22 protein-coding genes are annotated in these 26080 nt (G+C 38.1%); 13 read left to right on the top strand and 9 right to left on the bottom strand.

Annotated features, from left to right (window positions below; all coding sequences use genetic code 11):
* The first annotated feature begins 112 nt into the window (after nucleotides 1–112).
* Nucleotides 113–916 (top strand): carbon-nitrogen hydrolase family protein, encoded by an 804-nt coding sequence (locus L1275_RS11060; RefSeq protein WP_253472908.1) that lies wholly within the window; start codon nucleotides 113–115, stop codon nucleotides 914–916.
* Between the two features lie 22 nt (nucleotides 917–938).
* On the opposite strand, the gene L1275_RS11055 is transcribed toward L1275_RS11060, so the two are convergent.
* Together L1275_RS11055 and L1275_RS11050 are read right to left on the bottom strand one after the other, a co-directional pair.
* The gene (locus L1275_RS11055; protein ID WP_253472905.1) at nucleotides 939–1331 is read right to left on the bottom strand and encodes a hypothetical protein; all 393 of its coding nucleotides are present in this window, start codon (nucleotides 1329–1331) and stop codon (nucleotides 939–941) included.
* Nucleotides 1324–2097 (bottom strand): MFS transporter, encoded by a 774-nt coding sequence (locus L1275_RS11050; RefSeq protein ID WP_371923466.1) that lies wholly within the window; start codon nucleotides 2095–2097, stop codon nucleotides 1324–1326. The genes L1275_RS11055 and L1275_RS11050 overlap by 8 nt, the downstream gene beginning before the upstream one ends.
* Before the next feature lie 37 nt (nucleotides 2098–2134).
* On the opposite strand from L1275_RS11050, the gene L1275_RS11045 reads away from it, so the two are divergent.
* On the top strand, nucleotides 2135–2809 hold the full coding sequence (locus L1275_RS11045; protein ID WP_253472903.1) for a helix-turn-helix domain-containing protein: 675 nt from the start codon (nucleotides 2135–2137) through the stop codon (nucleotides 2807–2809).
* Between the two features lie 95 nt (nucleotides 2810–2904).
* Here the strand turns inward: L1275_RS11045 and L1275_RS11040 are convergent, their stop codons facing one another.
* Nucleotides 2905–3414 (bottom strand): hypothetical protein, encoded by a 510-nt coding sequence (locus L1275_RS11040; RefSeq protein ID WP_253472901.1) that lies wholly within the window; start codon nucleotides 3412–3414, stop codon nucleotides 2905–2907.
* A gap of 507 nt (nucleotides 3415–3921) precedes the next feature.
* Here L1275_RS11040 and L1275_RS11035 point away from each other — a divergent pair.
* The gene (locus tag L1275_RS11035) at nucleotides 3922–6174 is read left to right on the top strand and encodes a WG repeat-containing protein (RefSeq protein ID WP_253472899.1); all 2253 of its coding nucleotides are present in this window, start codon (nucleotides 3922–3924) and stop codon (nucleotides 6172–6174) included.
* 4 nt (nucleotides 6175–6178) lie between these two features.
* Entirely contained in the window at nucleotides 6179–8689 is a 2511-nt protein-coding gene (locus tag L1275_RS11030; RefSeq protein WP_253472897.1) for a WG repeat-containing protein, read from the top strand.
* Nucleotides 8690–8730: 41 nt separating this feature from the next.
* Here L1275_RS11030 and L1275_RS11025 read toward each other — a convergent pair whose 3' ends face one another.
* Nucleotides 8731–8925, bottom strand: a complete 195-nt coding sequence (locus tag L1275_RS11025; protein WP_253472895.1) for a hypothetical protein — start codon at nucleotides 8923–8925, stop codon at nucleotides 8731–8733.
* A gap of 171 nt (nucleotides 8926–9096) precedes the next feature.
* On the opposite strand from L1275_RS11025, the gene L1275_RS11020 reads away from it, so the two are divergent.
* The 4 genes from L1275_RS11020 to L1275_RS11005 all read left to right on the top strand — a co-directional run bounded on the left by L1275_RS11020 (nucleotide 9097) and on the right by L1275_RS11005 (nucleotide 12997).
* Nucleotides 9097–9528 (top strand): DsrE family protein, encoded by a 432-nt coding sequence (locus L1275_RS11020; RefSeq protein WP_253472893.1) that lies wholly within the window; start codon nucleotides 9097–9099, stop codon nucleotides 9526–9528.
* Between the two features lie 383 nt (nucleotides 9529–9911).
* On the top strand, nucleotides 9912–10919 hold the full coding sequence (locus L1275_RS11015; protein WP_253472891.1) for a hypothetical protein: 1008 nt from the start codon (nucleotides 9912–9914) through the stop codon (nucleotides 10917–10919).
* 364 nt (nucleotides 10920–11283) lie between these two features.
* Entirely contained in the window at nucleotides 11284–11562 is a 279-nt protein-coding gene (locus L1275_RS11010) for a GNAT family N-acetyltransferase (RefSeq protein ID WP_253472888.1), read from the top strand.
* 88 nt (nucleotides 11563–11650) lie between these two features.
* Complete coding sequence (locus L1275_RS11005; protein WP_253472885.1) at nucleotides 11651–12997, top strand: amidohydrolase family protein; 1347 nt, start codon at nucleotides 11651–11653, stop codon at nucleotides 12995–12997.
* 83 nt (nucleotides 12998–13080) lie between these two features.
* Here L1275_RS11005 and L1275_RS11000 read toward each other — a convergent pair whose 3' ends face one another.
* The gene (locus L1275_RS11000; RefSeq protein ID WP_253472882.1) at nucleotides 13081–13836 is read right to left on the bottom strand and encodes a TIGR03915 family putative DNA repair protein; all 756 of its coding nucleotides are present in this window, start codon (nucleotides 13834–13836) and stop codon (nucleotides 13081–13083) included.
* Between the two features lies 1 nt (nucleotide 13837).
* On the bottom strand, nucleotides 13838–15094 hold the full coding sequence (locus L1275_RS10995; protein WP_253472879.1) for a putative DNA modification/repair radical SAM protein: 1257 nt from the start codon (nucleotides 15092–15094) through the stop codon (nucleotides 13838–13840).
* 192 nt (nucleotides 15095–15286) lie between these two features.
* Here L1275_RS10995 and L1275_RS10990 point away from each other — a divergent pair, with 192 nt between their 5' ends.
* The 5 genes from L1275_RS10990 to L1275_RS10970 all read left to right on the top strand — a co-directional run bounded on the left by L1275_RS10990 (nucleotide 15287) and on the right by L1275_RS10970 (nucleotide 21791).
* A complete protein-coding gene (locus L1275_RS10990) occupies nucleotides 15287–16282 on the top strand; it encodes a ligase-associated DNA damage response exonuclease (protein ID WP_253472876.1) in 996 nt (331 codons plus the stop codon).
* Nucleotides 16283–16290: 8 nt separating this feature from the next.
* Nucleotides 16291–17871, top strand: a complete 1581-nt coding sequence (locus L1275_RS10985; protein ID WP_253472873.1) for an ATP-dependent DNA ligase — start codon at nucleotides 16291–16293, stop codon at nucleotides 17869–17871.
* Nucleotides 17872–17874: 3 nt separating this feature from the next.
* Complete coding sequence (locus L1275_RS10980; RefSeq protein ID WP_256499871.1) at nucleotides 17875–20334, top strand: ligase-associated DNA damage response DEXH box helicase; 2460 nt, start codon at nucleotides 17875–17877, stop codon at nucleotides 20332–20334.
* Nucleotide 20335: 1 nt separating this feature from the next.
* Nucleotides 20336–20977, top strand: coding sequence for a ligase-associated DNA damage response endonuclease PdeM (gene pdeM / locus L1275_RS10975; protein WP_253472871.1), 642 nt, complete (start codon nucleotides 20336–20338; stop codon nucleotides 20975–20977).
* Nucleotides 20978–21110: 133 nt separating this feature from the next.
* Nucleotides 21111–21791, top strand: coding sequence for a superoxide dismutase (locus L1275_RS10970; RefSeq protein WP_305882336.1), 681 nt, complete (start codon nucleotides 21111–21113; stop codon nucleotides 21789–21791).
* A 172-nt stretch (nucleotides 21792–21963) separates the two neighbouring features.
* On the opposite strand, the gene L1275_RS10965 is transcribed toward L1275_RS10970, so the two are convergent.
* The 3 genes from L1275_RS10965 to L1275_RS10955 all read right to left on the bottom strand — a co-directional run bounded on the left by L1275_RS10965 (nucleotide 21964) and on the right by L1275_RS10955 (nucleotide 25619).
* Complete coding sequence (locus L1275_RS10965; RefSeq protein WP_253472868.1) at nucleotides 21964–23055, bottom strand: sialate O-acetylesterase; 1092 nt, start codon at nucleotides 23053–23055, stop codon at nucleotides 21964–21966.
* Nucleotides 23056–23059: 4 nt separating this feature from the next.
* Nucleotides 23060–24184: a sialate O-acetylesterase gene (locus L1275_RS10960; protein ID WP_253472865.1), complete on the bottom strand. Its 1125-nt coding sequence runs from the start codon at nucleotides 24182–24184 to the stop codon at nucleotides 23060–23062.
* A 616-nt stretch (nucleotides 24185–24800) separates the two neighbouring features.
* Complete coding sequence (locus tag L1275_RS10955) at nucleotides 24801–25619, bottom strand: alpha/beta fold hydrolase (RefSeq protein ID WP_253472862.1); 819 nt, start codon at nucleotides 25617–25619, stop codon at nucleotides 24801–24803.
* Nucleotides 25620–26080: the final 461 nt, after the last annotated feature.

Genomic DNA, 26080 nt, shown 5'->3' with positions numbered 1-26080 from the left:
TTTTAAATGTTTTTTTGGAGTAGTTTTGTTTAAGTAGAGTACGGATCTATAACTGTTGATTGTCAATATTGTCGTATAATTGACAATCAACGGTTTTTAAATATTAAAATTTATGAGAGTAGGTTTTTTTCAATATGACGTTATTTCTAGAGATCGAGCAGCTAATTTATCGTATATATCTTCCAAATTAAAAGAAGAGAAATTTGATTTAATAGTTTTGCCGGAACTATTTACTAGTGGTTATGCTTTTGATGATAAAGAGGATTTATTGCCTTTTGTAGAGGACTTAGCAATAAGTGAAACCATCGCAGTATTAAAGGATTTGGCAGCTGATTGTGGTGGCTGTATAACCGGATCAATACCCGAGGGGTTCAACGGACTGATTTACAATACCGCTATTCTCGTTGATCGTAGTGGATTAATAGGGTTTCAGAGGAAAATACATCTGCCGGACTACGAAAAACGACTATATACATCCGGAGATACTATTCAAGCTATTCCCAATCAAAAGTGTACGATAGGAATGATGGTGTGTTTTGATTGTTGGTTTCCTGCCATAAGCACCAAATTAAAACTCCAAGGTGCTGAAATTGTATGCCATTCCGCTTGTTTTGGTGGAGATGTTACACCCCGTATCTTACCCATTAGAGCTTTGGAAAATCAGTATTTTATCATCAGTTGCAATAGAGTAGGTGCAGAGCTATTTGACGGTGTACTCGAGTACTATCGCGGTGAAAGTCAAATAGTCGACACCGATGGAAATATAGTGTATAAAGCAGGAAATCAAGAAGAGCTGTATTTTGTAAATATCGATTTATCTACGGTCGACAAACCGAAATTTGGCAGTTTAATTACCGATGATTTTTTAACGGAACATCAAAGATACACGATCGAACTAACGTCTAAGTCTCAATAATTTGTTTTGAATTAGACATTGTTTATATCCAGGTTTCCATCAAATGATACCAACTGATACGTTTGTTTTTGCCCAACAAAAATATAGCCGAAGACTTTCGTACTGTAGTCTGACCGTTTGACGATTGGGTTTCTATATAAGTTGCTAATGCGTGATTATCGCTAAGGTAAATCATTATATCGGATACGAGAATGTCTTGGTCTGGAGATCGACCGTAAGCCGTAGGTAGCCATTCGATAAATTGTTGGAAATCCATAGTTTTATCATCGCCATTGCGCAATTTGAAATCCGAATCAAAGGGGTCAATGAGGTTTTTTAAGGCTATTGTTTTATCAGAAAGGTTACCTCGAAACCAATTTTTAATATTTTGATGAAAATCAAAAATTTCTTTTTCTACTAATTCTTTTTTAGTCATTTTGTATATTGATTAAACGTTTATAGGTAAATGTAATGCCTAGACCAATTATTTGAAAGAAGCCTATCATTGTCAGTGCAGTGGCTAAGGCTATTGGCGGACTTGCCACGTCTGTCAAAGTAAAAAAAATCGAACCGATTACCGCACCGCCAAGTACACTGCCTATTTGGATACTTGTACTGATGATACCCGAGGCTTGCCCTGCTTGTTGAATAGAAACCGTTGTCATCGTTTTTTTTAATAGGGCAGGCATTACTGTTCCATGTCCAGCACCAGCTACTAGTAAACCGATATAAATAAACAGACCTGGAGTAGGATTGACCAGAAATAAAACAGCACTGAATATAGTACCAATAATAAGTAAGATCAAACCCGTTCTTGCCAAGGTTAGGCTGTTGATGCTGAATTTAGTACTGAGGATCGGAGCAAGGAAGAAACCGATACCGTAAGGCAATACTGCTAAACCGCTTTCTAAAGATGACCAAGACAGAAATTGCTGTAAATAATAGGGATAGCAAATAAAAAATCCTGCCGTAAAGTTATAAAGTAAAATGATATACAAACCCGATACGAAAGCGCGATTTTGCAATAATGATGGGTAAAGGAGTGGTGTTTTCTGTGATGACTCAAGCTTAGATTCGTAGCGCAGAAATAAATAAAAGAGCAATAATCCAGATGTTATTGTAACAAATATCCAAACTGACCATCCTGATTCTCGGCCAATTACAAGCGGATATATAATAGAAAACAATGCTGTTATAATCAACGCAATTCCGATATAATCTATTTTACCTTCTGAAATAGTGACGTTTCAGGTAGGTTTTGATGCCGACCTAGCTGTAGCAGTGATCATCCGGTGTCCCTTGAGCTTTATTGATCAAGTACGCTTAGAAGCCGACCGAATCGAGACCTGTGATAATTTGAATAAGCTTAACTACATTGCTTATAATTATCACAGTCAAGCCGGTTGTGTTTTTAGAAGCCAAAATGATTTGACGTTTGCAGCGATATTGATCGAAAATATAGTGAGAGAGTATAACGAGCAACCCTTCAAAGATTATCTGATCATAAGGCAGTCCATCGCTATATTGTTTAATTTGGTCGCGAGAAATTTAATCAACAGTGATACAGCAGCCTTGGAGGAACATAGTGGCGAACATTTGGTGATGAAAATAATTACTTACATACAACAACACATCAAAGAACCCGAGTTAACGAAGATCGCTAAAATGGCACAATATTTTAAAGTGTCCAAGAATTATTTTGGGGAGTACTTTAAAAAAAATATCGGCGTTTCCTATCAAGATTACTTGTTGGACTACCGATTGAAATTGGTGGAAACGCGTTTACAATTTAGTACCATGCGCTTAAAAGAAATAGCGAGTGAACTGCGGTTTAACGACGAGAGTCATCTGTCTAAAAGTTTTAAAAAACATCGCGGTATGACTCCAACTGCATTTAGAATCTCAACCAGATAAGTTAGTGAGCTGTAAGGGGGAGCTGTTGGTAGCTGTGCAATTCTAGAAAGTCATCGAATGATAATAGATAAAAAAAGAAAGGCTAAAAAGGAATACTAATTATAAAGAGCCCACAGATACAACGTAATAAAGATCATAAAACCGTTAAATAGTATGATGTTTTGAAATTGATTTTTAGAAAGTTTTCGATTACTCATCAGCAGTCCCAGACTGATTAAGATAGAACAGGCAATAATGTGCGTAAACAACAAGAAAACACCATTAAAACCTGAAGTCAATTTATTGGTGTAGTCGTGGCTTTGGTTTTTTAGGGTATTGATGTTTTTAAACAACATCGATTGGGTTATGGTAATTTCAGTATCCTTAATAGGTCTATCTATGTCAATGGTAAAATCATTACCTAGTGCGGTATAATATCGATCAGCTATATACACTTTGGATGTTCCGAATTGGGTAGATCTTGTACTTGTTAATACCCGATAACCTATTAGCGTATCCTCAATAGTTTTTTGAGGTAAAATCCATCGATCTAGTAAAAGTATACTAATGATAACCCCAACGCCTATTAGTAAATAAATGACTGTATTTTTGTATTTCTCTATCATTTTAACGGTATTCGATGGAATGCAAATGAGATATCTCCTTATATCAAAAGCTTGGTAATTTATAATTCTCTACTATAAAGATTATAGATCAAGTTTTGAATTCACTTTTTTAAAGTTTATAAAGGGATAAAAATAGTAAAAATAGAAGCAGATCGATAGAAATTTTCTGGCTAAACACGGTTGTGTAAATTCAAAAGATTAGCGGGTCGTCAAAAAATGTTTTAAATTTAGGCGCTTATTTAGTTTAATGAAGTGAGAAGACTTCAGAAAGGATTGATTTGGTGAACTGTTGCTGTGTTTGTTATACAGCTTAAGTAGTATTTGCTTAAAAAGAGATTCTTAGGATTATAGCAGAAAGGTTTCCCCTCTCTTTACTGCTATTTCGGTTTCATCGTAAAACCCTGTGTTAATGGATTTTTTTAGTAGAAGAATCCAACTGCATTTGATAAATCCTTAAACGGTACTGTTACTGTATATTAAGCGGTTTAAAATAAAATTTCAGATTAAATGTATAGATTTATTTGCCTTTTATTCCTGTTTTCAACGGCTCTTGCAGCTCAGGAAAATGCTGTTTTTCAAGCTATAGGAAAGTCCGATCGTGCTTTTTGTTTTGCCGAAGTTAGAAAAGATTATAAAACCTATTTATACCATACGATTAGCGGTGTTATTGTAGATGATGTTGGCGACCAAAATGCCGATATGTTTGTTGTGATAAAAGACGGTTATTACGGTATTATCAATACTGAGGGGCGCTTATTTGGTGCTATTGATTATGATGATGTCAAATTGACAACGGATTATAAGGGACAGTGGTATCGCGGTATACCTTATGATTACAAATTTGCCATTACAAAGCGTCAGGGTAAATATGGTATTGTAAATGGCGACGGTGGACTGATTAGCATCCCCCAATATGATGCAGTTAAGGTGATTAACAAAAACATCATCGGTATTGAAAAAAATGGAAAATGGGGCTGGATATCGGCAGCAGATGGATCGGTATTGCAAAATCCTATATATGATGACGTGGGTAAGAATTATGGCGATGAAAATGCCGTTGCGATTTATCGAAATGGTAAAGCCGGTTTGGCCTTAATGAACGGTGCGATACTGATAGAACCTCAATACCGTTTTATAGGATATATCACCATCAAATCGACTATCTACCATAAAGTACAACAAGAGCAAAAATTTAGCTTGATCGATACCAGCGGGCGTCCGGTTTTAGCCGTTGAATACGAAGCGTTAAATGCGATAGGTGATGCCGAATTGGTTAGTTTTAAAAAAGGCAATCTGTGGGGATTGATCGATCTAAATGGAAAAGAAATTCTACCACCTGTATACACTAAAATTTCTGACTTTACCAAAGGACTGAGTATCGTCGAAATAGCAGATAAAAAAGGGGTAATCAATGCGGAAGGTAAGTTTATAGTGCCTCTGGTCTATGATAATATCGAATTTAGAAATATAAAAGGAGAAAATAAATATCGCGATGTTATCGTTGCAGAAGATTTTTATGGACAACCAACCGAAGCCAGTCGAAAAAAACGCCAAGATGAAATCGAAATCGCGAAATTGCCCTATTATTTGTGGGTAAAACAGAATGGCAAGGTAGGATTATTGCATTGGAACGGAACTCCATTAACGGTTTCGGATCGATTTACGGCTATCGAGTTTAATTACCAAAGCGAGCTGTTGTATTTTAAAGTTTTTATCAAGGATAATTATGGTGTTGTAGATAAGTCGGGTAGGGAAATTCTTCCAGTAGCCTATCATCATAATTTCGATTTGTATTACAACACCTTAAAATACGGTTATAGCGAACTCAATACGGATCCCTATCTAATACCGATTTTTAACGACAACCAACTTGGGTTATATCATTTGGAAAAAAAGCGCTTTATAATCCCCTTAGGTAATCTCGAAATCAGTTGGTTGAGCTCTCAGTATTTTGTAGTTCGAAAAAAGATTGGTGATAGTTACAAAGTCGAATCCGCCTTATATGATCGTTTGGGGCAGCAGTTGCTGGCTTTCAAAGATGATGTTATAATAGAGAAAATGTTTAACGACAAATTTGTAGTGGTACAACAAGATAATAAATTCAAACTACTCAATTTAAAAGGTCAAGTAGTATACCAAAATCCGCAATGGGACCGCAGTTACTTTTATAACCGCTACAGCAAGCCTATTGATGATTTTAAAGAAATCAAATCTTTTGATAATAGTTTATTAAAAATAAATGGTGTTGCCCATAACTTGTTTATTGATGAAAACGGACGTGAAAAGCAATTCACAGACTTCGTTTATGTGAGCCCATTCTATCTTGGATATGCTTGGGTTGCCGTAGAGAAGGAAGCAACGGTATACTACGGAATTATAGATTTAAAAGGACAGCTTGTCGTGGAACCACAATTTGAGAAAATCGATGGAATAAACGACTCTCCAGACTTGATATTGGTTCGTAAGAATCAGAAATACGGCATAATAAAACGAAGTGGTAAAAGGATACTTGATACAATATATGACTATATCGACATCAGTTCCTCGTCTTCATTACGTGAAATAAACTTAAATGGCAAGAGTGGCCTGATTGATAGAGAGGGAACTATAGTTGTGGAACCGGTTTACGATGAATTATCGAGAAATTATGATGGAATAGATGGTATATGGCCACTCTTTGTTAAAAAAGATGGGTGGTATTATTTTTTAAACCAAAACGCTCAAGAAGCTTTGCCAAGGGCTAAATCTAAAATCAATTAGCGATATGATTAGAATTTGTTTGTTACTATCTTTTGTCACTTGCACAACAAGTTACGCTCAGGATGACCGTTTACCGCCTCCCGTCGTTCCTGTTTCCATCAATCCTTTATCCTCTAATAATTACGGTGTGGATAGTGGTATTTCCGCTTTTATTTGTGGTTATGCTAAAGTGATACAACAGCATAGTAGCTATTATATCGATGTAAATGCTAAGGCCGCTTTTGATTATATTAAAGAAAATAGTCGGGCTACTTTGGGCAATAAATACAGTATTGAAGAGTATCAAAAACAGATATTGAAGCCAGATCAATTACCTTGGTCGGTATTGGATATTGTGAACAAGGGCAAGCACGGTGTACTCTCACCAACGGGAGCGATACTATTACAACCAATATATGACGAAATAGATCGGGTTGGGTCTGCATATTGGACGATATCGTTAGATGGTAAAAAGAGTTTCTATTTACCGCATCAACAGCTGCTTCCTTTTTTTGAAGATATCGGTTATTTGGACGGGCGTTATTTTGATGTAAAACAACAGGGGAAATGGGGTATCTATGACTCAAAATACAAAAAAATGGTCGTCAAAGCCAATTATGATGGTTTTGATTATTGTGGCGGTTGTTCAAAAAAATCAGACTATGTATACGCCTCTAAAGATGGTAAGTGGGGAATGATAAATTGGAATGAGGAAGTATTAATACCGTTTGAATACGATCATCAGCATCGCTATATGCGCAGCGACAATTGGGTTCAATCTTTTGCTAAAGATGGACAGGCTGTAATTGTTAATGTTATTTCGAACACGGAGTTCAAATGGGATAATCCCGACTCTTTTGTGTTTAATAACTCCTTAATATATAAAAATGAGGATCAATTTGGAATTTACGACAAGGAGGGTAAGTTGGCGGTACCTTTTATCTACGATAGGATATCTAATCCGTATAACGAACCTTATGTTACAAAAAATGGTGATTATCTCTTGGTTCAACAAGGGGATTTCAGTGGCGTAATAAATACCGCTGGACAAGTGATAATACCGCTTATATATGATGAGGTGAGCGTTTGTTTGGATCACTTTGTAGGCAAGAAAGGCGACATTACTTATTTGTTGGATAAAAATAACAATACTCTACTAACAATTTCCAATGCTATAATTACGGCTGTTGATGAAAGCGGACAAAGTAATTCAATAGCACAAGCTATTTTTAAGGTGAAACAACGGGCATACTGGGGAATTTATTTTGCAGACACCAAGCGATACTTCGAACCACAATTTTATGAGTTAAATGTGGACTATAAAACGGTAGGTGATTCACCGTATTGGATAATAGGAGATAGTCAAGGAGTAAAAACGCTTATAGATACCGATGGAACAATAATTCTACCTGCGCTTTACAACGGATATACCGTTAAAAAGGAATTTCCTGCGCATTGGATACAGGTCAAGCAAAACGATGCGATTGGTGTATACGACACTCAATTAAAACGCGAGCTGATTCCCATCAAATACGCCGATTATTTTGATGTGATCGGAGATCGTAAAAAGACCGTGATATGTAGATCGGGTGATTATAGAACCAGAAAGATCGAATTGAGAGATTGGAACGGTCGGTTACTAACCGACGAATCCTATACCGATATCATTTCATTAGATAGTATTTCGTATTTGCTAAGTGATATAGAGCATTTTCGCCATGCCTTATTTAATACGGATTCCCGAGTTCTGACTCCTTTACCGTATAAACAAATTGAATTGATAGGATCGAATAAGTTAATAGCTGGACTTAAGGAGAAGGGGTCTTGGATTTTATATCATATATCTCGTTTAAAAGAACTTCCCGGTACCTATCAACTTGAAATCATTGGAGAGAATGCAGAGGAAAGGCGCAATGATTTACCAAAACTGTATTACTACAAAAACGGCATGGGGCTGATTAGTGCATTTAATAAATATGGCTTTATTGACGAAAATGGAAAACAAACCGTTCCAACGATCTATGATCAAGTAAAGGACTTCAACAGCAATGGCACGGCTTATGTCGTGCAATACAACGACAACGAACGCAGCGTTAAAGCTGGATTTATTGACAAAAAAGGAAGAGATGTCGTACCGTTACAACACCTAGACTACAACGCCATTAATGACGATAGTTTTATTGGGTCGCTGCTATTGTTGTCTAAGTACGACCCGATCAATCTTTCTACAAAAAAAGGCCTTGCTAATAACAGCGGTAAAGTATTGATCAATGCAGTATACGATGATATTTTTTCAATTAAAGATAAAAAATATATAGTAGTGGTTGAAGGTGAAAAATACGGTCTTTTAGATGATAAAGGGGCCTGGTTGATCAAACCGGAGTACGATGATCTGGGGGTAATGTCCTATCATTTTGACACCTATTATTTTCCAAATCAATTGTTTCCTATGCCGGTAAAAAAAGAGGGTAAATGGTTTTACTTAACGGAAAAAGGCGATCGATTGGGTTTAAGCGGAAATCATTTAATACCGTGATAGAAGGTATTTAGATCTGATGTAGGCTGGTTTGTTTTATGCTAAAATTTTCGGGTTCTGATCGTGCAGTTTCCAGAACATCCAACAAAAAAAGCTAAAAAAAAGAAAAAAGCTGCCACCAAGCCTAAGATCCATAACTGCGAATCAAACATCTCGAAAAGAAATACTACACCGATTCCCAAACGCAAATACCGGATGATGGTCCACGATCTAAAATAAGCTATAACGTTTTTCATTATTATAATTTACAACAAAAATAGGATATATACAAATTCAAAGCTGTAACATTTGTTACCGTCTATAAAGCTTATTAGGTCGAGGTTTGTAGTATGAAAAATAAGGGGAGAGGAAGGTTTGTATAGCTAGTTCTGTCCGATTAAATAATTCTAAAAACCAGTAGTTTTACGATGAAAAAAACACTTATAATAGCGGGTATTGCCCTGTTGGGTTTCGCTCAGATGACGGAGGCAGCTGTTGCTTCGAAAACCAATTTAGAGCAAACCGTTGAAGGAAAAAAATTTGCGATCTTAGTTCAATCGGTTAAAAGTTTACGAAGTGCTATCATGACTGCTACTGAAATCAAACAAGCCAATCCGAAGGTTGACTTTGAAATCGTTATCATGGGACAAATGGTTCAAGAGTTGGCTACCGACAAGGACCTTCAGGAAGCCTTTAAGATTGCAGAGCAATACGGAGTCCAATTGAGGGTTTGTGAATTTGCCATGAAAGTCTATGGTGTCAGTATGGATTCGATTAATCCGTATATCAAAGGAACGCCCAATGCACATAAATATATGTTTCAATTGCAAGAACGCGGATACAACGTCTTGTCGATTTAATATAAGCCACAGATTAAATAAAAGCCCTTTGAATTTGTCAAAGGGCTTTTTTGGTTAGGGGAGTTTTTAAAAGATTCTAATAAGTTGTAAAATGGATGGCTTGAAGGTATTGAATTTAAATTAATACAATGTTAATTAAAGTGCGGTAAACGCTGCGATTTTTGCAATTTTAAAGATTTAATTGATTTATAAAACGTAATTTTATTTTATTTTATAAATATTTTTTGTTAAAAATTAAATAAAATTCTTATTTTTATGATGTAAATATGTCTTTAGTAGAAGTAGTCCGGAATATTTTTTACGAGATTCATTAATTTATAAGTGCGCCAGCTGTTTGATAAGAGCAGTGGGTGTACCATTTACTAACCAATTAAATTTAAATTATGAAAAAAGTGTTATTTATGTTGATGGCATTGTCGTTGACATTCGCATCTTGTAGTTCGGATAGTACTAGTACTGAGGCTGACAATAAAAAAATGACATCAGGACTTGATGTTAAGTTAAAAAAAATTAGAGAAGGAGCCTTGTCAGACATTACTCAGATAAGCAAAGTTTATTTTGACTCGGAAAAAGGTGCTGTTTTTTACACTAAGAGCAAATCGAACATTGTAATACCTCCAAAATCAATTGTAGCTCATGACGGGAAGGATATTACAGGAGATATTGTGATTAAGTATATTGAAATCTTTGAAAAGGGAAAAATGGCTGTTACTAATAAACCTACGATGGGGATAGTGGCAGGAAAATTAAGTTTGTTGCGTACAGGTGGAGAATTCTATTTAGATATCACTTACCAGGGGGAACAAGTAAAAGTTGTAAACCCTATAAAGATTAATATCAGTACTTTTAATTCACAAGCTTCACCAGTAGGTATGGTTTTATGGAATGGAGACATCAATGCCAATGATAATTTAACATGGCTTCCTGCAGATCCAAATGACTTGAGTTTTGAAAACGACGGTACAATTTTTGGAGGTAAAGGAGGAACTTTCTATGATGTATTATTAAATAATTCAAGCAGTTTCGGTTGGTGTAATATTGATATTCGCAGTAATATGCCAGGAGATAAGGTTAAAATTCAAGTGGTACCACCAGCTGGTTTTAACCATACCAATTCATCGGTTTATCTAGCTGTTAAAGGAGAAGATAATATGTTGGCACAGTTTGATGTATTTAATTCAGGTACCAATACTTTTGAAGAGCATACCGGTCTATTACCTGTTGGTTTAGAATGTCATATTATATTTGTGGCTCAACAAAACGGTAATTTTATTTATAGTATTATCTCTACGACTATTGGATATAATGCGAATTATACGGTTTCGTCTAGTAGTTTAATTTCTACTAATTCTTATTCTGATTTAGAAACGGCTATCAGTCAATTACCATAAGTAGTAATACTCACAAATCGTGAATTATATGGCACAGTGAGATTAGTCTCACTGTGCTTTTTTAATTGAGAGAATAAGCCAGTTTGTAAACGGCAATTGAATAGTAAACATTATAGAGTCGAAAGCGAAAAATATTGATGGCTTTTAGCAGAGGGTTAAGTCTATATAAGTTCATATCGAAAAAAAATAATATATTTGATTTTACAATTTATTCTTGACTAAATGCGGTTGAGAAATCAATCGCGTTATAAGGTTATGGTATAAGATGTACTAGAATATCTTAGTCGCAATCAAAAAATTAGTTACAAAAACGACTTTTTCTTATTGGGTTATGTTATTAGTTAAGCAATTAAAAAACAATTATATGGAAATCAAACAGAGTGAAACAACGACTAAAGGTGAATTTTATATCGAGGAAAACGGTGAGAAATTAGCCGAAATGACCTATTCTAAAGCGGGGGATACCATGATGATTATCGATCATACGCAGGTTTCTGACAAATTGAGAGGAACAGGAGCAGGAAAGAAATTAGTGCTCAAAGCGGTGGAGTACAGTAGGGCAAATAACATTAAAATTTTACCGCTATGTCCCTTTGCAAAATCGGTGTTTGATAAGGATCCGGAGTTATCGGATGTGCTTTAAAATAACTGAATTTAATGAGATAGGCAGGCAGTTTAAAGCTGATTATCTTGTATAGAAATTGCACTAAAAATCAAAAAACAATATAAATATGAAATCAAAAATATTTTGCCTGGCTGTACTCAGTTTTGTCATTAATGTTAATGGCTATGGGCAGTCGAAACAGCCCACTAAAGTGCTGATTCAGAATGTTCAAATTTTTAATGGCTTGGACAACAAAACTACTCAGGGCAATGTATTGATTGAAGGCAATTTAATTGCTAAAATATCGACTACATCCATACCTACTGCAAACGATCAAACAATCAAAGTCATCGATGGTAAGGGCAAGTTTTTGATGCCGGGATTAATCGATGCCCACGTACACTTAATGTTTGAGTCGGTACCCAAATTACAAGCGATGACCGCTGATTTTGCGATGTTGAATTTTATCGCCGCAAAAGCATCTGAAAAGCAATTGTTACGCGGGTTTACCACGGTACGGGATTTAGGCGGTGGGTCGTTAAGTTTAGCAAAGGCTATTGACATGGGATTGGCTGTAGGGCCACGAGTATATTCAAGTGGTGCGTTTATCTCGCAAACGGGAGGTCACGGTGATTTCGGATTACCAACCGATGTACCTAGAAAAATAGGGGAGTTGTCGTATGCAGAACGCAGTGGTATTGTTGCTGTTGCCGACGGACAAGATGCGGTATTGATGCGAACTAGAGAACAATTAAGACAAGGTGCTACTCAGATTAAATTGATGGCTGGAGGAGGTGTAGCGTCAGACTACGACCCTTTAGACGTTACCCAATACACCGATGCCGAGTTTAAAGCAGCCGTAGTGGCGGCGCAAAATTGGGGAACCTATGTTACCGTACACGCTTATACGCCTAACGCGATAAAAACAGCTATTAACGCCGGTGTAACCTGTATTGATCACGGACAATTGGCCGATGAGGAAACCGCTAAATTAATGGCTCAAAAGGGTATTTGGTGGAGTTTACAACCGTTTCTGGACGATGAAGATGCCAATCCACTTCCTGCGGGATCTCCGAATCGCTTAAAACAAATCGAAATGAGTAAAGGCACCGATGATGCTTATGCCTTAGCTAAAAAATATAAGATTAAAACAGCCTGGGGAACCGATGTTTTATTCGACAGCGAATCCGCTAAAAAACAAGGAAAAAAACTGGCTAAATTAAGTCGTTGGTATACGCCTTTTGAGATTTTGAAAATGGCTACTTCTACCAATGCAGAGTTGTTGGGTATGAGCGGTAAACGAAACCCATATCAAAAGGGAAAACTCGGTGAAATCACAGAGGGTGCTTATGCCGATTTAATACTTGTTGATGGCAATCCATTGGAAAACATCGACTTGGTTAGCGATCCGGAAAATAATTTTCTAGTGATTATGAAAGACGGTGTGGTTTATAAAAATACCCTAACGAGATAAATAAACGCTTGGTTGCAATAACTCTTTTAATTGAAAAACCCGGACGCTGTTCGGGTTTTTTTATGTTCAAAATTTGCACAGAATTATTTTTCAGTTAGGTATTTCCAATACCGTTTTGGCACGTGTTGCAGGTGCAATTTCATATTACGGCGCGCTTCGATATTGGTGCTTTTAAAATACGATTTCCATAGGCTCTGATATAAAACCTCTTTAGGATCTAGGGCCAATGCAACTTCGGATGGATTCAAATCGCGTTGTTCGGATTTGCTCAGTATCACCTCTTCAATAGTTGTTTTGTTGTATAGGGCGCCATAGTCGCGCTTTAAATCATAGATCAACCAGCGTTGATCGCTATACCGGTTTTTAAAAAAAGCCAAAATCAAAGGCAACACGTTAAAATCGGGTTCCATAACCGCCACATACAGTTCGTCGGAACTCTTCTGAAAGCGAATAAATGCCTTCATCCGATGCCGTTCTCGACTGACTTTTTTTAGGGTTTGATGAAAATAAAGCACCTTGTTATCTCCGTAATCATTGAGGATGTCACGACCTTTGAATTTTTGAACGATGAGGTAGTGTATGCATTGCCACGCAAAGGGGTCTTCCGACAAATAGGCGCGATACACCTCATTGGAAAAAGCAGGGCCAAACTTCGTTTTTATCGCTTTGCCAATGCGTTCCGCTTTCTCATCGATGGAGTCTATCGTTCTAAAAGGTGTAAAGATATCTTGTTGAAAATGCTGTTGTGCCACGGGTACTGCGTCCCATTCGCGCATTTCAAAAGTTTCAAATACACTGCATAACAATCCGGGATAACTGCCGTCAAATACATAAATCATATTAAAACAAACTCAATTGATTGGCAGCGGGTAAACTTTGAAACTTACTATTACCGCCCTTTAAGATATGGTGTTTAACTTGGTGCATTTGCAAGCTCCCTCGCGAAAATGCCGTATCGGCACAAACCATAAAAAAACGAGCTCTATTATAAGCAATGCCCATTTTTTTTAATTGAAATTCGCGTAAAACGCCAAATTTACGTGCCTGAATGATTTTCATGGCCGACTGTCTACCAATGCCGGGAATGCGAATAATAGCGGCATACTCTGCCGTATTGATATCCACGGGGAAAAAGTGTGGATTGCGCAAGGCCCAGCTCAATTTTGGGTCGATGTCGAGATCCAAATCGGTAAAGGAAGGATTTAGAATCTCGTCCAATTTAAAACCGTAAAACCGCAGTAACCAATCGGTTTGATACAGTCGATTTTCGCGAATCAACGGCGGACGCGTACCGATCTGTGGTAAGTTTTTATTATCGTTGTTAATTGGAATATAACCGCTGTAATACACCCGTTTTAAATTGTAGTTCTTATAGTATTCATCGGCGACATTCATGATTTCCAAATCGCTTTCGGGCGTAGCACCAATAACCATCTGTGTACTCTGTCCGGCAGGTACAAATAGCGGTTTGTGTTTGATCAGTTTCTGATCGCCTTGAAGTGCTTGAATTTTTTCGTTGACAAATTGTAGGGGTTCGCGTACCGATTGGTGATCCTTTTCTGGCGCGACTAATTTTAAGCCCGCTTCGGTCGGCATCTCTAAATTGATACTCATTCGATCGACATACAATCCCGCTTCGAGTATCAACTCCTTACTGGCACCCGGTATGGTTTTTAGATGGATATAGCCGTTATAATGCTGTTCCAAACGCAGTTTTTTAACGATGCGTAACAGGCGTTCCATCGTATAATCGGCATCTTTAAAAATACCCGAACTCAAAAACAATCCTTCTATATAGTTTCTGCGGTAGAAATTCATCGTCAAGTCCACCACCTCTTCAACGGTAAAGGCAGCGCGTTGCACGTCATTGCTCTTCCGACTGACGCAAAAGGCACAGTCGTAAATACAGTAATTGGTCAACAAAATTTTTAATAACGAAACACAACGGCCGTCTTCGGTATAGGTATGACAAATACCCGAGGCTGACGCATCTCCGATTCCACCCGTGTTCTTGCGCTTGCTACCGCTAGAACTGCAACTCACATCGTATTTTGCAGCATCTGCTAAAATACGCAACTTCTCTTCTATGCGCTCCATTATTGACTATCAAGATATTATAATACAAATTTAGTATATTTAAAACACACAGTCTGAGAAATAATAGGTAACTATTCGTTAAAAAGTAGTCGCTGATTTCCCAAAGCTATATTTTGGGAATTGTATTATTTAATAGTTAAAATTTGTGATACCGTCATTTATTTTAATTAAATTTAAATAATTCTATAACTTATGTTGAAATTTACGGATAAAGGTATTTACTGCATTCCCGGTCGATTTTACATCGATCCGTGGAAACCTGTAGATAAAGCATTGATCACTCACGGGCATGCAGACCATGCACATTGGGGCATGAAATCGTATTTATGTCACCATTTTACGGTGCCGATTTTAAAGAGTCGTATTAGTGAGGATATTAATGTGCAGGGAATAGCATATAATGAGATTATTCGTATTAATGGAGTGCAAGTGAGTTTTCATCCGGCGGGACACATCATTGGATCTGCACAGATTCGTATGGTATACAAGGGTAAGGTCGTCGTGGTTTCTGGAGATTATAAAATTCAAGACGACGGACTGTCGACGCCCTTTGAAGTAGTACAATGCCATGAATTTGTAACGGAGAGTACCTTCGGATTGCCGATTTACCGATGGCCTTCAATAGCCACACAGCATCAACAATTGCAACAATGGGTTATAGATAATCAGAAAATGGGTAAAACCTCTGTTTTTATAGGTTATTCGCTGGGTAAAGCACAGCGAATCATGAAGGCGATTGAAGGGATAGCTCCGATACACGTGCATTACTCGATCGGGAAGCTCAATGAGGCTTATGAACAAGTGGGTATAAAATTGCCCGAATACCAGACGGCCGATTTTAGAGAATCGGTAACTCATTTAGATCAACAGATTGTGATACTACCACCGTCATTGGTGGATACCTCGGTTTTTAAAAAGATTCCCAATAAAGCCTATGCCATTTGCTCGGGCTGGATGCAGGTCAGAGGTGCGCGCCGTTGGCGTAGTGCCGATGCGGGTTTTGCAATCAGTGATCACGCCGATTGGGATGGGTTAATCACTGCCGTTCAAAATACGGGAGCAGAAAAAGTACATGTCACCCACGGGCAAACAGCGGTTTTTGCCAGATATCTGACGGAATTGGGCATAGAAGCAGTCGAATTGCAAACGGAATACGGAAATGAAGAAGACGATAAAACTCCTGAATAAAATGTCCTATGAAAACATTCGCTACTTTAATTCACGCCCTGGATAGCACCAACAAAACCACGCACAAATACGAGGCGATTTACCGTTTTTTGGACACAGCCGAGGAGCGAGATAAACTATGGTTTTTGGCGTTGTTTACAGGTAGACGTCCCAAGCGTTCGGTCAATACCACCTTGTTAAAACAATGGGCGATTACGCTTACCGAATTGCCAGAATGGCTCTTTGTAGAGAGTTATGCCACCGTAGGAGATTTGGGCGAAACTATTGCTTTAATCCTTCCTCCAAGTGAACAGACCACAGAGCAATCCTTATCACAGTGGATGGATCAGATTATCGCCTTGCGAGATGGCACGGAAGAAGAGAAACGCGAATTTGTAATTGATGCGTGGATGCATCTGAATCTCACAGAACGCTTTATCTTTAATAAATTGATCGGAGGTAGCTTTAGAATTGGTGTGTCCTCCAAAACATTAATCAATGCCTTTGCGCACTACTATCAGCTGGAACCCGCCGCGGTGACCCACAGTTTAATGGGAGACTGGCAAATGGATCAAGTCAATTTCGAAGACCTCGTTCACGGCAAATTCACCGAAGTACACAAGAGCAAGCCCTATCCATTTTGTTTGGCCTATGGCTTGGATAAAGAGATAGAGGAATTGGGGGAGGCAGCACAATGGCAGGTGGAATACAAATGGGACGGTATACGGGCACAAATCATCAAAAGAGACGGTGAAGTTTTTATCTGGTCTAGAGGGGAAGAGTTGATCACGGCTCAATTTCCAGAAATAGAACAAGAGTTTTTAAAGTGGACCGATGATTTTGTTGTGGATGGTGAGTTGCTGGTGGTGATCGATAAGCAAATACAAAACTTTACTTCCCTGCAAAAACGACTCAATCGGAAAACGCTAACCAAGAAAATGTTGCAGGAATTACCTGTTTCAGTCTATCTCTATGATATGTTAGAATATCAAGGCACCGACATACGGGAACAGCCCTTAAGGAAAAGAAGAGTAATTTTAGAAGATATAGTCATACAAAACCCGTCCACAGTGGTCGTGATTTCCCAAAGAGAAGAAGCGTCCAATTGGCAGCAGGTGATAAAAAGCCGCTCTTTGTCGCGCGAACATTCCAGCGAAGGACTGATGATTAAAAACCTCGAGTCCCCTTACCACAGCGGTAGAAAACGCGGTGATTGGTGGAAGTGGAAACTGGAACCGTTAACGATAGATGCGGTATTGATTTACGCTCAAAAGGGCAGTGGTCGACGCAGCGGACATTATACCGACTACACCTTTGCCATTCGCAATGGCGATGCCTTGGTTACCATTGCCAAGGCCTATTCGGGCCTGACCGATAAAGAAATTCAGGAGGTCAGCAAATTCGTCAATAAAAATGCCATAGAAAAGTTTGGACCGGTTCGGACGGTAAAGCCCGAATTGGTTTTTGAAATTGCCTTTGAAGGAATCGGTTTTAGCAGTCGACATAAATCGGGTGTCGCTTTGCGTTTTCCGAGAATCAAACGATGGAGAAGAGATAAAACCGTAGCGGATATCGATACGCTCGAACAAGTGAAATCATTGATAAGCTAACTATTGAAAACAAAACTCAGCCAAACGGACGGTTATCAGCTCATTCACAATTGGATGGCAGAACGGGATCAACAGCCTTTTGATTTTCAAAAGAAGGCTTGGTCGTACTATGGTCAGCACTATAGCGGTTTATTGGTTGCGCCGACGGGTTTCGGCAAGACCTACGCCATTTTTTTAGCGGTTTTGATCGACTATATGAATCAACCCGATACCTATGGTAAAGGTTTAAAACTGATCTGGATCACACCGATTCGCTCTTTAGCCAAAGATTTGGCAAAAGCCATGCAAGAGGCTATCGACAGCATTGGATTGGACTGGAAGGTATCGGTGCGCAACGGCGATACCTCGATAAAAGAAAAGGCCTTACAAAAGAAAAATATACCCGATATACTGCTGCTGACACCAGAGAGTTTACATCTGCTGTTGGCGCAAAAGGACCGCGACAAATTGTTTGAAAACCTAAAATGCATTGCCGTAGATGAATGGCATGAATTGATGGGCAATAAACGCGGAGTGATGGTTGAACTCGCTTTGGGCTATTTGAGACTTAATCAGCCTAAACTGCGTATATGGGGCATCACGGCAACCATTGGTAATTTGGATGAGGCCTTGGATGTATTAATACCCCAAGCAGTCAAAAAGATAAAAATTACCGCTAAAGAAAAAAAGAAAATAAAAATCATACCCGTTTATCCCGATGAAGTTTCCCTATTGCCGTGGGCGGGGCATTTAGGCGGTAAGTTGGTCGATAAGGTGGTGCCGATAATCTTGAATAGCCGCTCGACTTTGATTTTTACCAACACCCGAAGTCAAAGCGAAATGTGGTACCAATTGCTGCTCAATGCCTATCCAGACTTTGCGGGTCTGTTAGCGCTACATCACGGATCCATCGATCATGCTTTGCGACAATGGATTGAAGAATCGTTGAGTGACGGTTTGTTAAAAGCCGTGGTATGTACCTCATCATTGGATTTGGGCGTTGATTTTAAACCCGTAGATACGGTGATACAGATTGGTTCCAGCAAGGGCATTGCGCGATTTTTACAACGTGCCGGACGTAGCGGTCACTCCCCACATGAAGTGTCTAAAATCTATTTTGTACCCACCCATTCCTTGGAATTAATCGAAGTAGCGGCTCTGCGTCAAGCGATGGTCACCAACACCATAGAGGCGCGTACACCTTTGGTTTTGACCTATGATGTATTGGTGCAGTTTTTGGTTACTTTGGCTTTAGGTGGTGGATTTAAATCCGACGAATTATTCGAAATGGTTCAGAAAACCCATGCCTTTCAGATTATGGAAGCCGAGCAATGGGCTTGGTGTTTACTGTTTATAACACAGGGCGGTAAACTGGGGGAACACTACGAAGAATTTCATCGCGTCCAACATCGAGAAGACGGATTATACCTCGTAGAAAACCGTAGAATTGCCATGATCCACCGTATGAATATCGGTGTGATTGTCAGTGATGCGATGATACGCGTAAAATTCCTATCAGGCGGTTATATCGGTATGGTAGAGGAGTACTTTATCAGCAAACTCAAAGTAGGCGACCGTTTTATATTGGCGGGGCGTATATTGGAGTATATTCAAATCAAAGAGTTAACGGTCTATGTTCGCGCTTCCAAAGGCAAGGCCATCACGCCGAGTTGGTTGGGAGGGCGCTTGCCTTTAAGTTCGGATTTGGGGCATTTCTTACGCGAAAAAATCGGAGATTCACAAAATGAACATCCAAAGGATAAAGAGTTGCAGTTTTTAAAACCGCTTTTGCAACATCAAAAGCTGTATTCACATATTCCAAAAGTCAAGGAATTTTTGGTCGAACAAATCCATACGCGAGAGGGTTATCACTTGTTTATGTATCCGTTTGAGGGGCGTATTGTACATGAGGTCATGGCAACTGTGATTGCTTATCGGATCAGTAAAATAGTGGCGATTAGTTTTTCAATTGCGATGAACGATTACGGTTTTGAATTGTTTACCGATCAGCCCATACCGCTTGATGAAGATATCTTAAAACAATTACTTACCGTAGAATCGTTGATGGCAGATGTTTTTAGTAGCATCAATGCCACCGAAATGGCCTTGCATAAATTTAGGGAAATTGCCGTAATTTCGGGTATGGTTATTCAAACTTACCCCGGTGCCCAACGCAATAACAAATCGCTGCAAGCCTCGTCGAGCATCATGTTTAAAGTACTCGAAGATTTTGAACCCCAGCACTTGTTGTTGCGCCAAGCCTATACGGAAGTTTTTAACCAACAATTGGAAGAAGTGCGTTTGATGCAAGCTTTTATCCGTATCGCAGCAAGTACGATTATCTATAAAGAATCCGATTTTTTCACACCCTTGAGTTTTCCGATAAAAGTGGACAGTTTAAGACAGTCCTTATCCAGTGAAAATCTCGCTACCCGCATTGAGAAAATGATACAGCGCAATACCCTTAAAAAGAAAAAGAGATAAGATGATCGATCAGGAAATTCTATTTGCAGATAAAAGTTGGTTTATATCGAATCAACGAACGTTGTATTGGCCCGATAGGGAGATATTGATTTTATCGGATCTGCATCTGGGGAAAAGCCAGCATTTTCGCAAACACGGTTTGCCAATTCCATCTTTAGTACACCAACGCGATTTAATCCGTCTGGAAAGGCAGTTGGACCATTACAAACCCAAACAATTGATTGTGGTCGGTGATCTCATTCACGCAGCAGCTAATGCTGAGGTACAGCAACTAAGCGAAATATTAAGGCGTTTCCCCGACTTAAAAACCACCTTGATCAAAGGCAATCACGACCGTCATAAAACGATGGTTTTTGAACAGTTAGGTATAGATGAAGTGGTTGATTTTCTTGAAATTGATGGCGTCGCCTTTGTACATCAACCGATAGTTAAAGCTGATGTCGCTGTGATAAGCGGACACATTCATCCGGGTATAGCCTTAAAAATGACTACCAAAAAACAATTGCGATTGCCTTGTTTTGTCGTGCAGCCCCAACAATTAATATTACCTGCTTTTAGCCTTTTTACAGGGCTGGATATTCAAAATCAATTGGAGAATGCGGTTTATTATGGCTTGCATGAAGAGGGGATTTTTATTTTATAAAAATGGTAATGCAGTTGCAGACTAAATCAACAGTCAAAATCATAAAAAATGCTAAAAAATATTGAGTACGGCTAGAAATGCCTAACTTTATTTCAGAATTAGGACCAACTTAATTTAGCTAAAAAAATACATTATGAAAATATTAAAAACCAGCCTTTTTATTGCCGCAGTGATCAGTACACAGTGGATGTCGGCCCAATTTAAGCAAGCGCCTTTGCCGTATGCTTACAATGCCTTAGAGCGTTCGGTAGATGCTCAAACCATGGAAATTCACTACTCCAAACACGGTGCTGCCTATACCAATAACTTGAACAAAGCCATTGCGGGAACACCACTTGAAAAGAAATCTTTAGAAGCCATATTAGGAAAAATATCAGCGGAGAGTCCGGCGGTAAGAAATAACGCTGGAGGACATTACAATCACGAATTGTTTTGGACGATACTAACCCCTGAAAAAAACACTCAACCGTCTGTTAAACTATCCAAAGCAATAGTCGAATCATTCGGTAGCATGGACGCTTTTAAAGAGAAGATGAGTAAAGCCGCTGCAGATCGATTTGGATCAGGTTGGGCTTGGTTGGCTGTTGATAAAAGCGGTAAGTTGTTTGTGAGCTCTACGCCTAATCAAGATAACCCTTTGATGGATGTGGTTGAAGAAAAGGGAACTCCTGTTTTGGGGATTGATGTTTGGGAACACGCCTATTACTTAAAATATCAAAACAAAAGAGCGGATTATTTAGCTGCAATTTGGGATATCGTCAATTGGAACGAGGTGAGTAAAAGATATGAAGCAACTGTTTCTATCAAGAAATAATGGAGAGAAAATAGTTAGAGTAAAAAGGTCGAATTCTAATTTCTAGAATTCGACCTTTTTTGTAAACTGTTTATTTGAAATTCCAAGTAGTACTAATACTTACGGAGTTTTTAAGAAATTATGGACGCGCATAGGGCGTTATATTTATGTACAAAACTTTAATTAAACCTGGTTAACGATAAAATTTATAATCGTGTACAAAACCATAATCGTCAATGAGTTGTAGTTTATAAGGTTGATTGTCCAGAGGTAATTCCTGGACATGTACAGTTACACTATTTGTATTAATGTTATTTACAGCTAATACAATTTGATTGTCTGAATTATAAACTATAGCGGTTTGTAGGTTTTTATTGGATACTATATCGATTTTGTCAATTGGAATAAGCTTTGAATTCGACGTACTGTATTCCACTTCGTGGTATCTGTTGATGGTTAATTTTAAAGCAACCGCTTTCATCTTGATATAAGTATTGAAATAGCGCTGCCCCATTTCGCGCTGTCCTGCCGCATCGAAATGAATATCATCGTTGGCATTATTGGGTTTAGTAATAACAGAGGGACTTTCGGAATCGGCATATCCTGTATTGATAACGCGATCTGGAGTATTTTTGATAATTTGTTGTTGCTGTTTTCGACTGCTGTTTGAATTGACCCAATATGGGACCATACCGCCAAGAATAAAGGGAATTTCCTGAATGTTGTTCTGTTCAATATCGGAACGCATATCGGCAATCATTTGATCGAGCGTTGCTTGATAAGGTCCCCAACCTACATTTGCTTCGCCTTGATGCCAAAGTATAGCTACTAATCTGCTTCCAGGTGCGTTATTCAGTATATAATTTACCCTATTCATAGCATCTGTATAGAGGTTTTGATTTTTTGTCCAGCTGGTTATGCTACTACCCGCATAGCCACAGGGTATTAGAAGTACTTTACGTTTACTGTGGTTTAAAAGGTTATTGACATAGAGATTTGAAAAAGTTATCGCAAAACTATTTCGGTTTGTCTGTTTGGTCCAGAAGTCCAATGCAGGTTGTGCAGTCTCTATTCTATAGTCCTTACCGTTGTGTCGATTAAGGGAATAAATTCTCGAATTTACTGTATCTAAGGCAGTATCCAAGGGATAACCATAGTGCGTATTGGATTGTCCTGCAACCAATATAACATCATAACCTTCATTGTCGGGTAAACAATTGATTTCAGATTGAGCCATTACGGTTTGTACCAATAATAGCGAAAAGAGCAGATATATAGTCTTCATGATCTTATTTTTTTAAAATTTTAATTCGCTCTACACGATTGTTTTCCAAGGTTACGATCACGAAATAGAGTCCTTTTTCTAAATTTTGTGTTGGTATGGTGACTAGGGTGTGGTCATACTGATTTTTAAATACAGACTTTTGACCTTGGTTGTAAATTTCGACCTGTTTCATCGTGACAGGGGATGATAAAGTAATCTGATCTGAAGTCGGATTGGGATGTATAATAACTTGCGATTGATTTGCAGCTTCCGACAAAATCGTTTCTGTGAGTTGATTCTGTGAGGTGTTGATCATATCGGAATTAGATATCATTTTTAAGAAAGTATCGTAATAGCGATAGCCCATTTCACGCTGTCCTGTTGCATCAAAATGTATATCGTCGAAAGAATTGTTTGGCTTGGTGATCGCAGTAGGTAATTCAGAATCTGCATATCCCGTATGACTGACTCTATTTGGAGTGTCTTTTATAATTTGCTGCTGCTGTTTTCTGCTACTGTTAGAATTAACCCAGTACGGAACCATACCTCCTAATATAAACGGAACTTCGTCGGTGTTTTCTTGTTTTATATCGTTTCGCATATCTGCGATCATCGTATCCAAAGTAGTTTGATAAGGTGCCCATCCGACATTAGCTTCACCTTGATGCCACAATACAGCAACTAGTTTACTTCCAGGAATGTTTTCTAAAACATAATTAACCCGATTGATAGCATCAACGTATAAATTCTGATTCTTGGTCCAACTCGTAATACTACTTCCCGCATATCCACACGGAATGATTAATACTCTTCTTTGACTATCTTTTAAGACATCCTGAATATACAAATTAGAAAAAGTTATAGAAAAACTATTTCTATTGGTTTGTTTAGTCCAGAAATCCAAAGCCGGTTTTGCAGGCGCAATTCGATAGTCAAGCCCATTTTGTCTATGTAGTGAATAAACTCTCGAATTTACCGTATCCAATGCCGCATCTAATGGATATCCATAATGAGTATTAGATTGTCCAGCAACCAGAATGATATCATAAGACACTTCCTTGGCGTCTGTAGGACAGTTTGGGGTTTGTGCGTGTATTGTAGTCAGTCCCGAAACCAACATGATCATACACAGAAATGTAGTTTTTTTCATAGTAATTGTTTTTGATATTAGGTTAAAAATAATGAATATTTACTATTTTTTTTTAATTTTTTAAATTAATATATTTATTTTTTTATCTAATTTTCATACAATATATTTATTTTCTTGTAATTTGCTATTAGCTTATTTGCGGTTCTATATAAAGTTTGTTTAAGAATATAGGAGTATCGCACTTACAGCCATCGTAATCAATGAATATTACATTTGTGGACAAACGACGATGATAAAAGAGGTATGGGGCAGTTGTTGTAAAATAACATCTATGGTTTTGTGTAGTAAAAGTCTTGGGCAATCGAGTGCAAAGTAGACTAGAGCAGGTAATATGCTTCAAGTATTTAGTCTAGATGTTTTTTGGAAACAAACTTATGCGAGTTTTTTTAGTGATGTATTTTAATACTAAGATAGCATTGTTGAAAGGCTTGATGGAACTCGTAATTGTGGCAATACAACAACCTTTTTTAGATGTGGTCGCCTAAACTAATAGATCTAAAAAAAGGTGTGTATTGCGTTGAGAAAAATTGTTTTCTCAATGCGGAATCTCAAATAAATTTTTGAATTCTTGTGCAAGTTCGCTGTTTTAATTAAGTCCTTAGCTGTTGATGAGGATCTAGCTTCCTAAAAATTCGACTAAATCTTTATTCAAATCATCTTTGTGCGTGATATTCAAACCGTGAGGAGCTTTTTTATACACCTTATAGATGGAGTTTTTAATCAATTGATGTGCTTGATCTCCTGCAGTGGCTATGGGTACGTTCTGATCGGCGTCGCCGTGTATGATTAAAACCGGTATATCAATTTTCTTGCATTCGGCTCTAAAATCAGTATCGATCCAGGATTGCGCTGCTTTGATTGTAGCGTGTGCAGCAGTCTGAGAGGAAATGCTAAAATCAAAATCCAATTGAGCGGGATGAACCGTAGGATTTTTATCTGTATAGTTGTAAAAGCCTTGGTGAAAGTCCTTTAAAAAGGCCAGTCGATCCGTTTTCAATTTTTGCAATATCTGATCTAAATCTTTCTGCGGAACTCCCGCCGGATTGTCTGCATGTTGCTTTACCAAAGGTATAATCGATGATACCAACACAGCTTGACTGACGTGTTTGGAGCCGTATTTACTCAGATAGCGTATAACTTCACCGCCTCCCATTGAAAAACCAACCAAGGTACATTTGTCAATTTTTAAATCGAGTATCAATTGATTCAAATCATCAGCCAATTCATCAAAGGAATAACCATCCCAAGGCGCCGCTGATTGACCAAATCCTTTTCTGTCGTAAGCAATAACGCGGTAACCGTTGTTCACCAAATGAGTAATCTGATATTCCCAGGATTTGGAGCTCAAAGGCCATCCGTGCATTAATATAACAGCAGGACCACTTCCGTAATCCATTACGTGTAATTCGGTGTTTTTATCTTTAACTTTTTTCATATGGAGCTATTTATAGTTTCGTAAAAAGGTCGTTGACATTGCGCAATCAAATAGATATAATTCAACCGAAACAGCCAAGGTAAAAGCGAAAAATCGTATCTATTAGTAAGTGTTTTACAATTATAAAAATAAATATTTATAGGGGTAAAACCTATTTTTTTGGCTAAAAATTATCAAAAAAAAATAAATAATTGTTGTTTTATGTCGGATAATGCGGTGTTTGAACGAAAGGCCAAACAGCCGACGGTTTTGGATAGGTAAAGTTTTAAAAAAAAATTGAGACAGCTAAGAGCCTGGAGGGGGCTGAAGAATTTACTGATTTATAAGGAAGGTACCGTTGCAATTATCCGTGTAATTATATTAAAAAAAGACCTGTTTTTAGTAAGTCCAATAAATACTGAATTAGATTTTAATAGTAACTTGCTGATCATAGTTTTGGAATGAAGAAATAATAGCAAATA

This window comes from Flavobacterium sp. HSC-61S13 (assembly GCF_024171535.1).
Taxonomy (GTDB): Bacteria; Bacteroidota; Bacteroidia; order Flavobacteriales; family Flavobacteriaceae; genus Flavobacterium.
Note: the sequence above shows the minus strand (reverse complement) of the source record. Positions and strands in the feature narration are given on the sequence as shown.

Bases quoted from the DNA above. Each gene is read 5' to 3' on its own strand.
- L1275_RS11010 (WP_253472888.1), top strand. From the start codon at position 11,284: ATGGAAATCAAACAGAGTGAAACAACGACTAAAGGTGAATTTTATATC.
- L1275_RS11060 (WP_253472908.1), top strand. From the start codon at position 113: ATGAGAGTAGGTTTTTTTCAATATGACGTTATTTCTAGAGATCGAGCA.
- L1275_RS11035 (WP_253472899.1), top strand. From the start codon at position 3,922: ATGTATAGATTTATTTGCCTTTTATTCCTGTTTTCAACGGCTCTTGCA.
- L1275_RS11015 (WP_253472891.1), top strand. From the start codon at position 9,912: ATGAAAAAAGTGTTATTTATGTTGATGGCATTGTCGTTGACATTCGCA.
- L1275_RS11020 (WP_253472893.1), top strand. From the start codon at position 9,097: ATGAAAAAAACACTTATAATAGCGGGTATTGCCCTGTTGGGTTTCGCT.
- L1275_RS10965 (WP_253472868.1), bottom strand. From the start codon at position 23,055: ATGAAGACTATATATCTGCTCTTTTCGCTATTATTGGTACAAACCGTA.
- L1275_RS10995 (WP_253472879.1), bottom strand. From the start codon at position 15,094: ATGGAGCGCATAGAAGAGAAGTTGCGTATTTTAGCAGATGCTGCAAAA.
- L1275_RS11025 (WP_253472895.1), bottom strand. From the start codon at position 8,925: ATGAAAAACGTTATAGCTTATTTTAGATCGTGGACCATCATCCGGTAT.
- L1275_RS11000 (WP_253472882.1), bottom strand. From the start codon at position 13,836: ATGATTTATGTATTTGACGGCAGTTATCCCGGATTGTTATGCAGTGTA.
- L1275_RS10960 (WP_253472865.1), bottom strand. From the start codon at position 24,184: ATGAAAAAAACTACATTTCTGTGTATGATCATGTTGGTTTCGGGACTG.
- pdeM (WP_253472871.1), top strand. From the start codon at position 20,336: ATGATCGATCAGGAAATTCTATTTGCAGATAAAAGTTGGTTTATATCG.
- L1275_RS10955 (WP_253472862.1), bottom strand. From the start codon at position 25,619: ATGAAAAAAGTTAAAGATAAAAACACCGAATTACACGTAATGGATTAC.
- L1275_RS11005 (WP_253472885.1), top strand. From the start codon at position 11,651: ATGAAATCAAAAATATTTTGCCTGGCTGTACTCAGTTTTGTCATTAAT.
- L1275_RS10990 (WP_253472876.1), top strand. From the start codon at position 15,287: ATGTTGAAATTTACGGATAAAGGTATTTACTGCATTCCCGGTCGATTT.
- L1275_RS11030 (WP_253472897.1), top strand. From the start codon at position 6,179: ATGATTAGAATTTGTTTGTTACTATCTTTTGTCACTTGCACAACAAGT.
- L1275_RS11055 (WP_253472905.1), bottom strand. From the start codon at position 1,331: ATGACTAAAAAAGAATTAGTAGAAAAAGAAATTTTTGATTTTCATCAA.
- L1275_RS10970 (WP_305882336.1), top strand. From the start codon at position 21,111: ATGAAAATATTAAAAACCAGCCTTTTTATTGCCGCAGTGATCAGTACA.
- L1275_RS11040 (WP_253472901.1), bottom strand. From the start codon at position 3,414: ATGATAGAGAAATACAAAAATACAGTCATTTATTTACTAATAGGCGTT.
- L1275_RS10985 (WP_253472873.1), top strand. From the start codon at position 16,291: ATGAAAACATTCGCTACTTTAATTCACGCCCTGGATAGCACCAACAAA.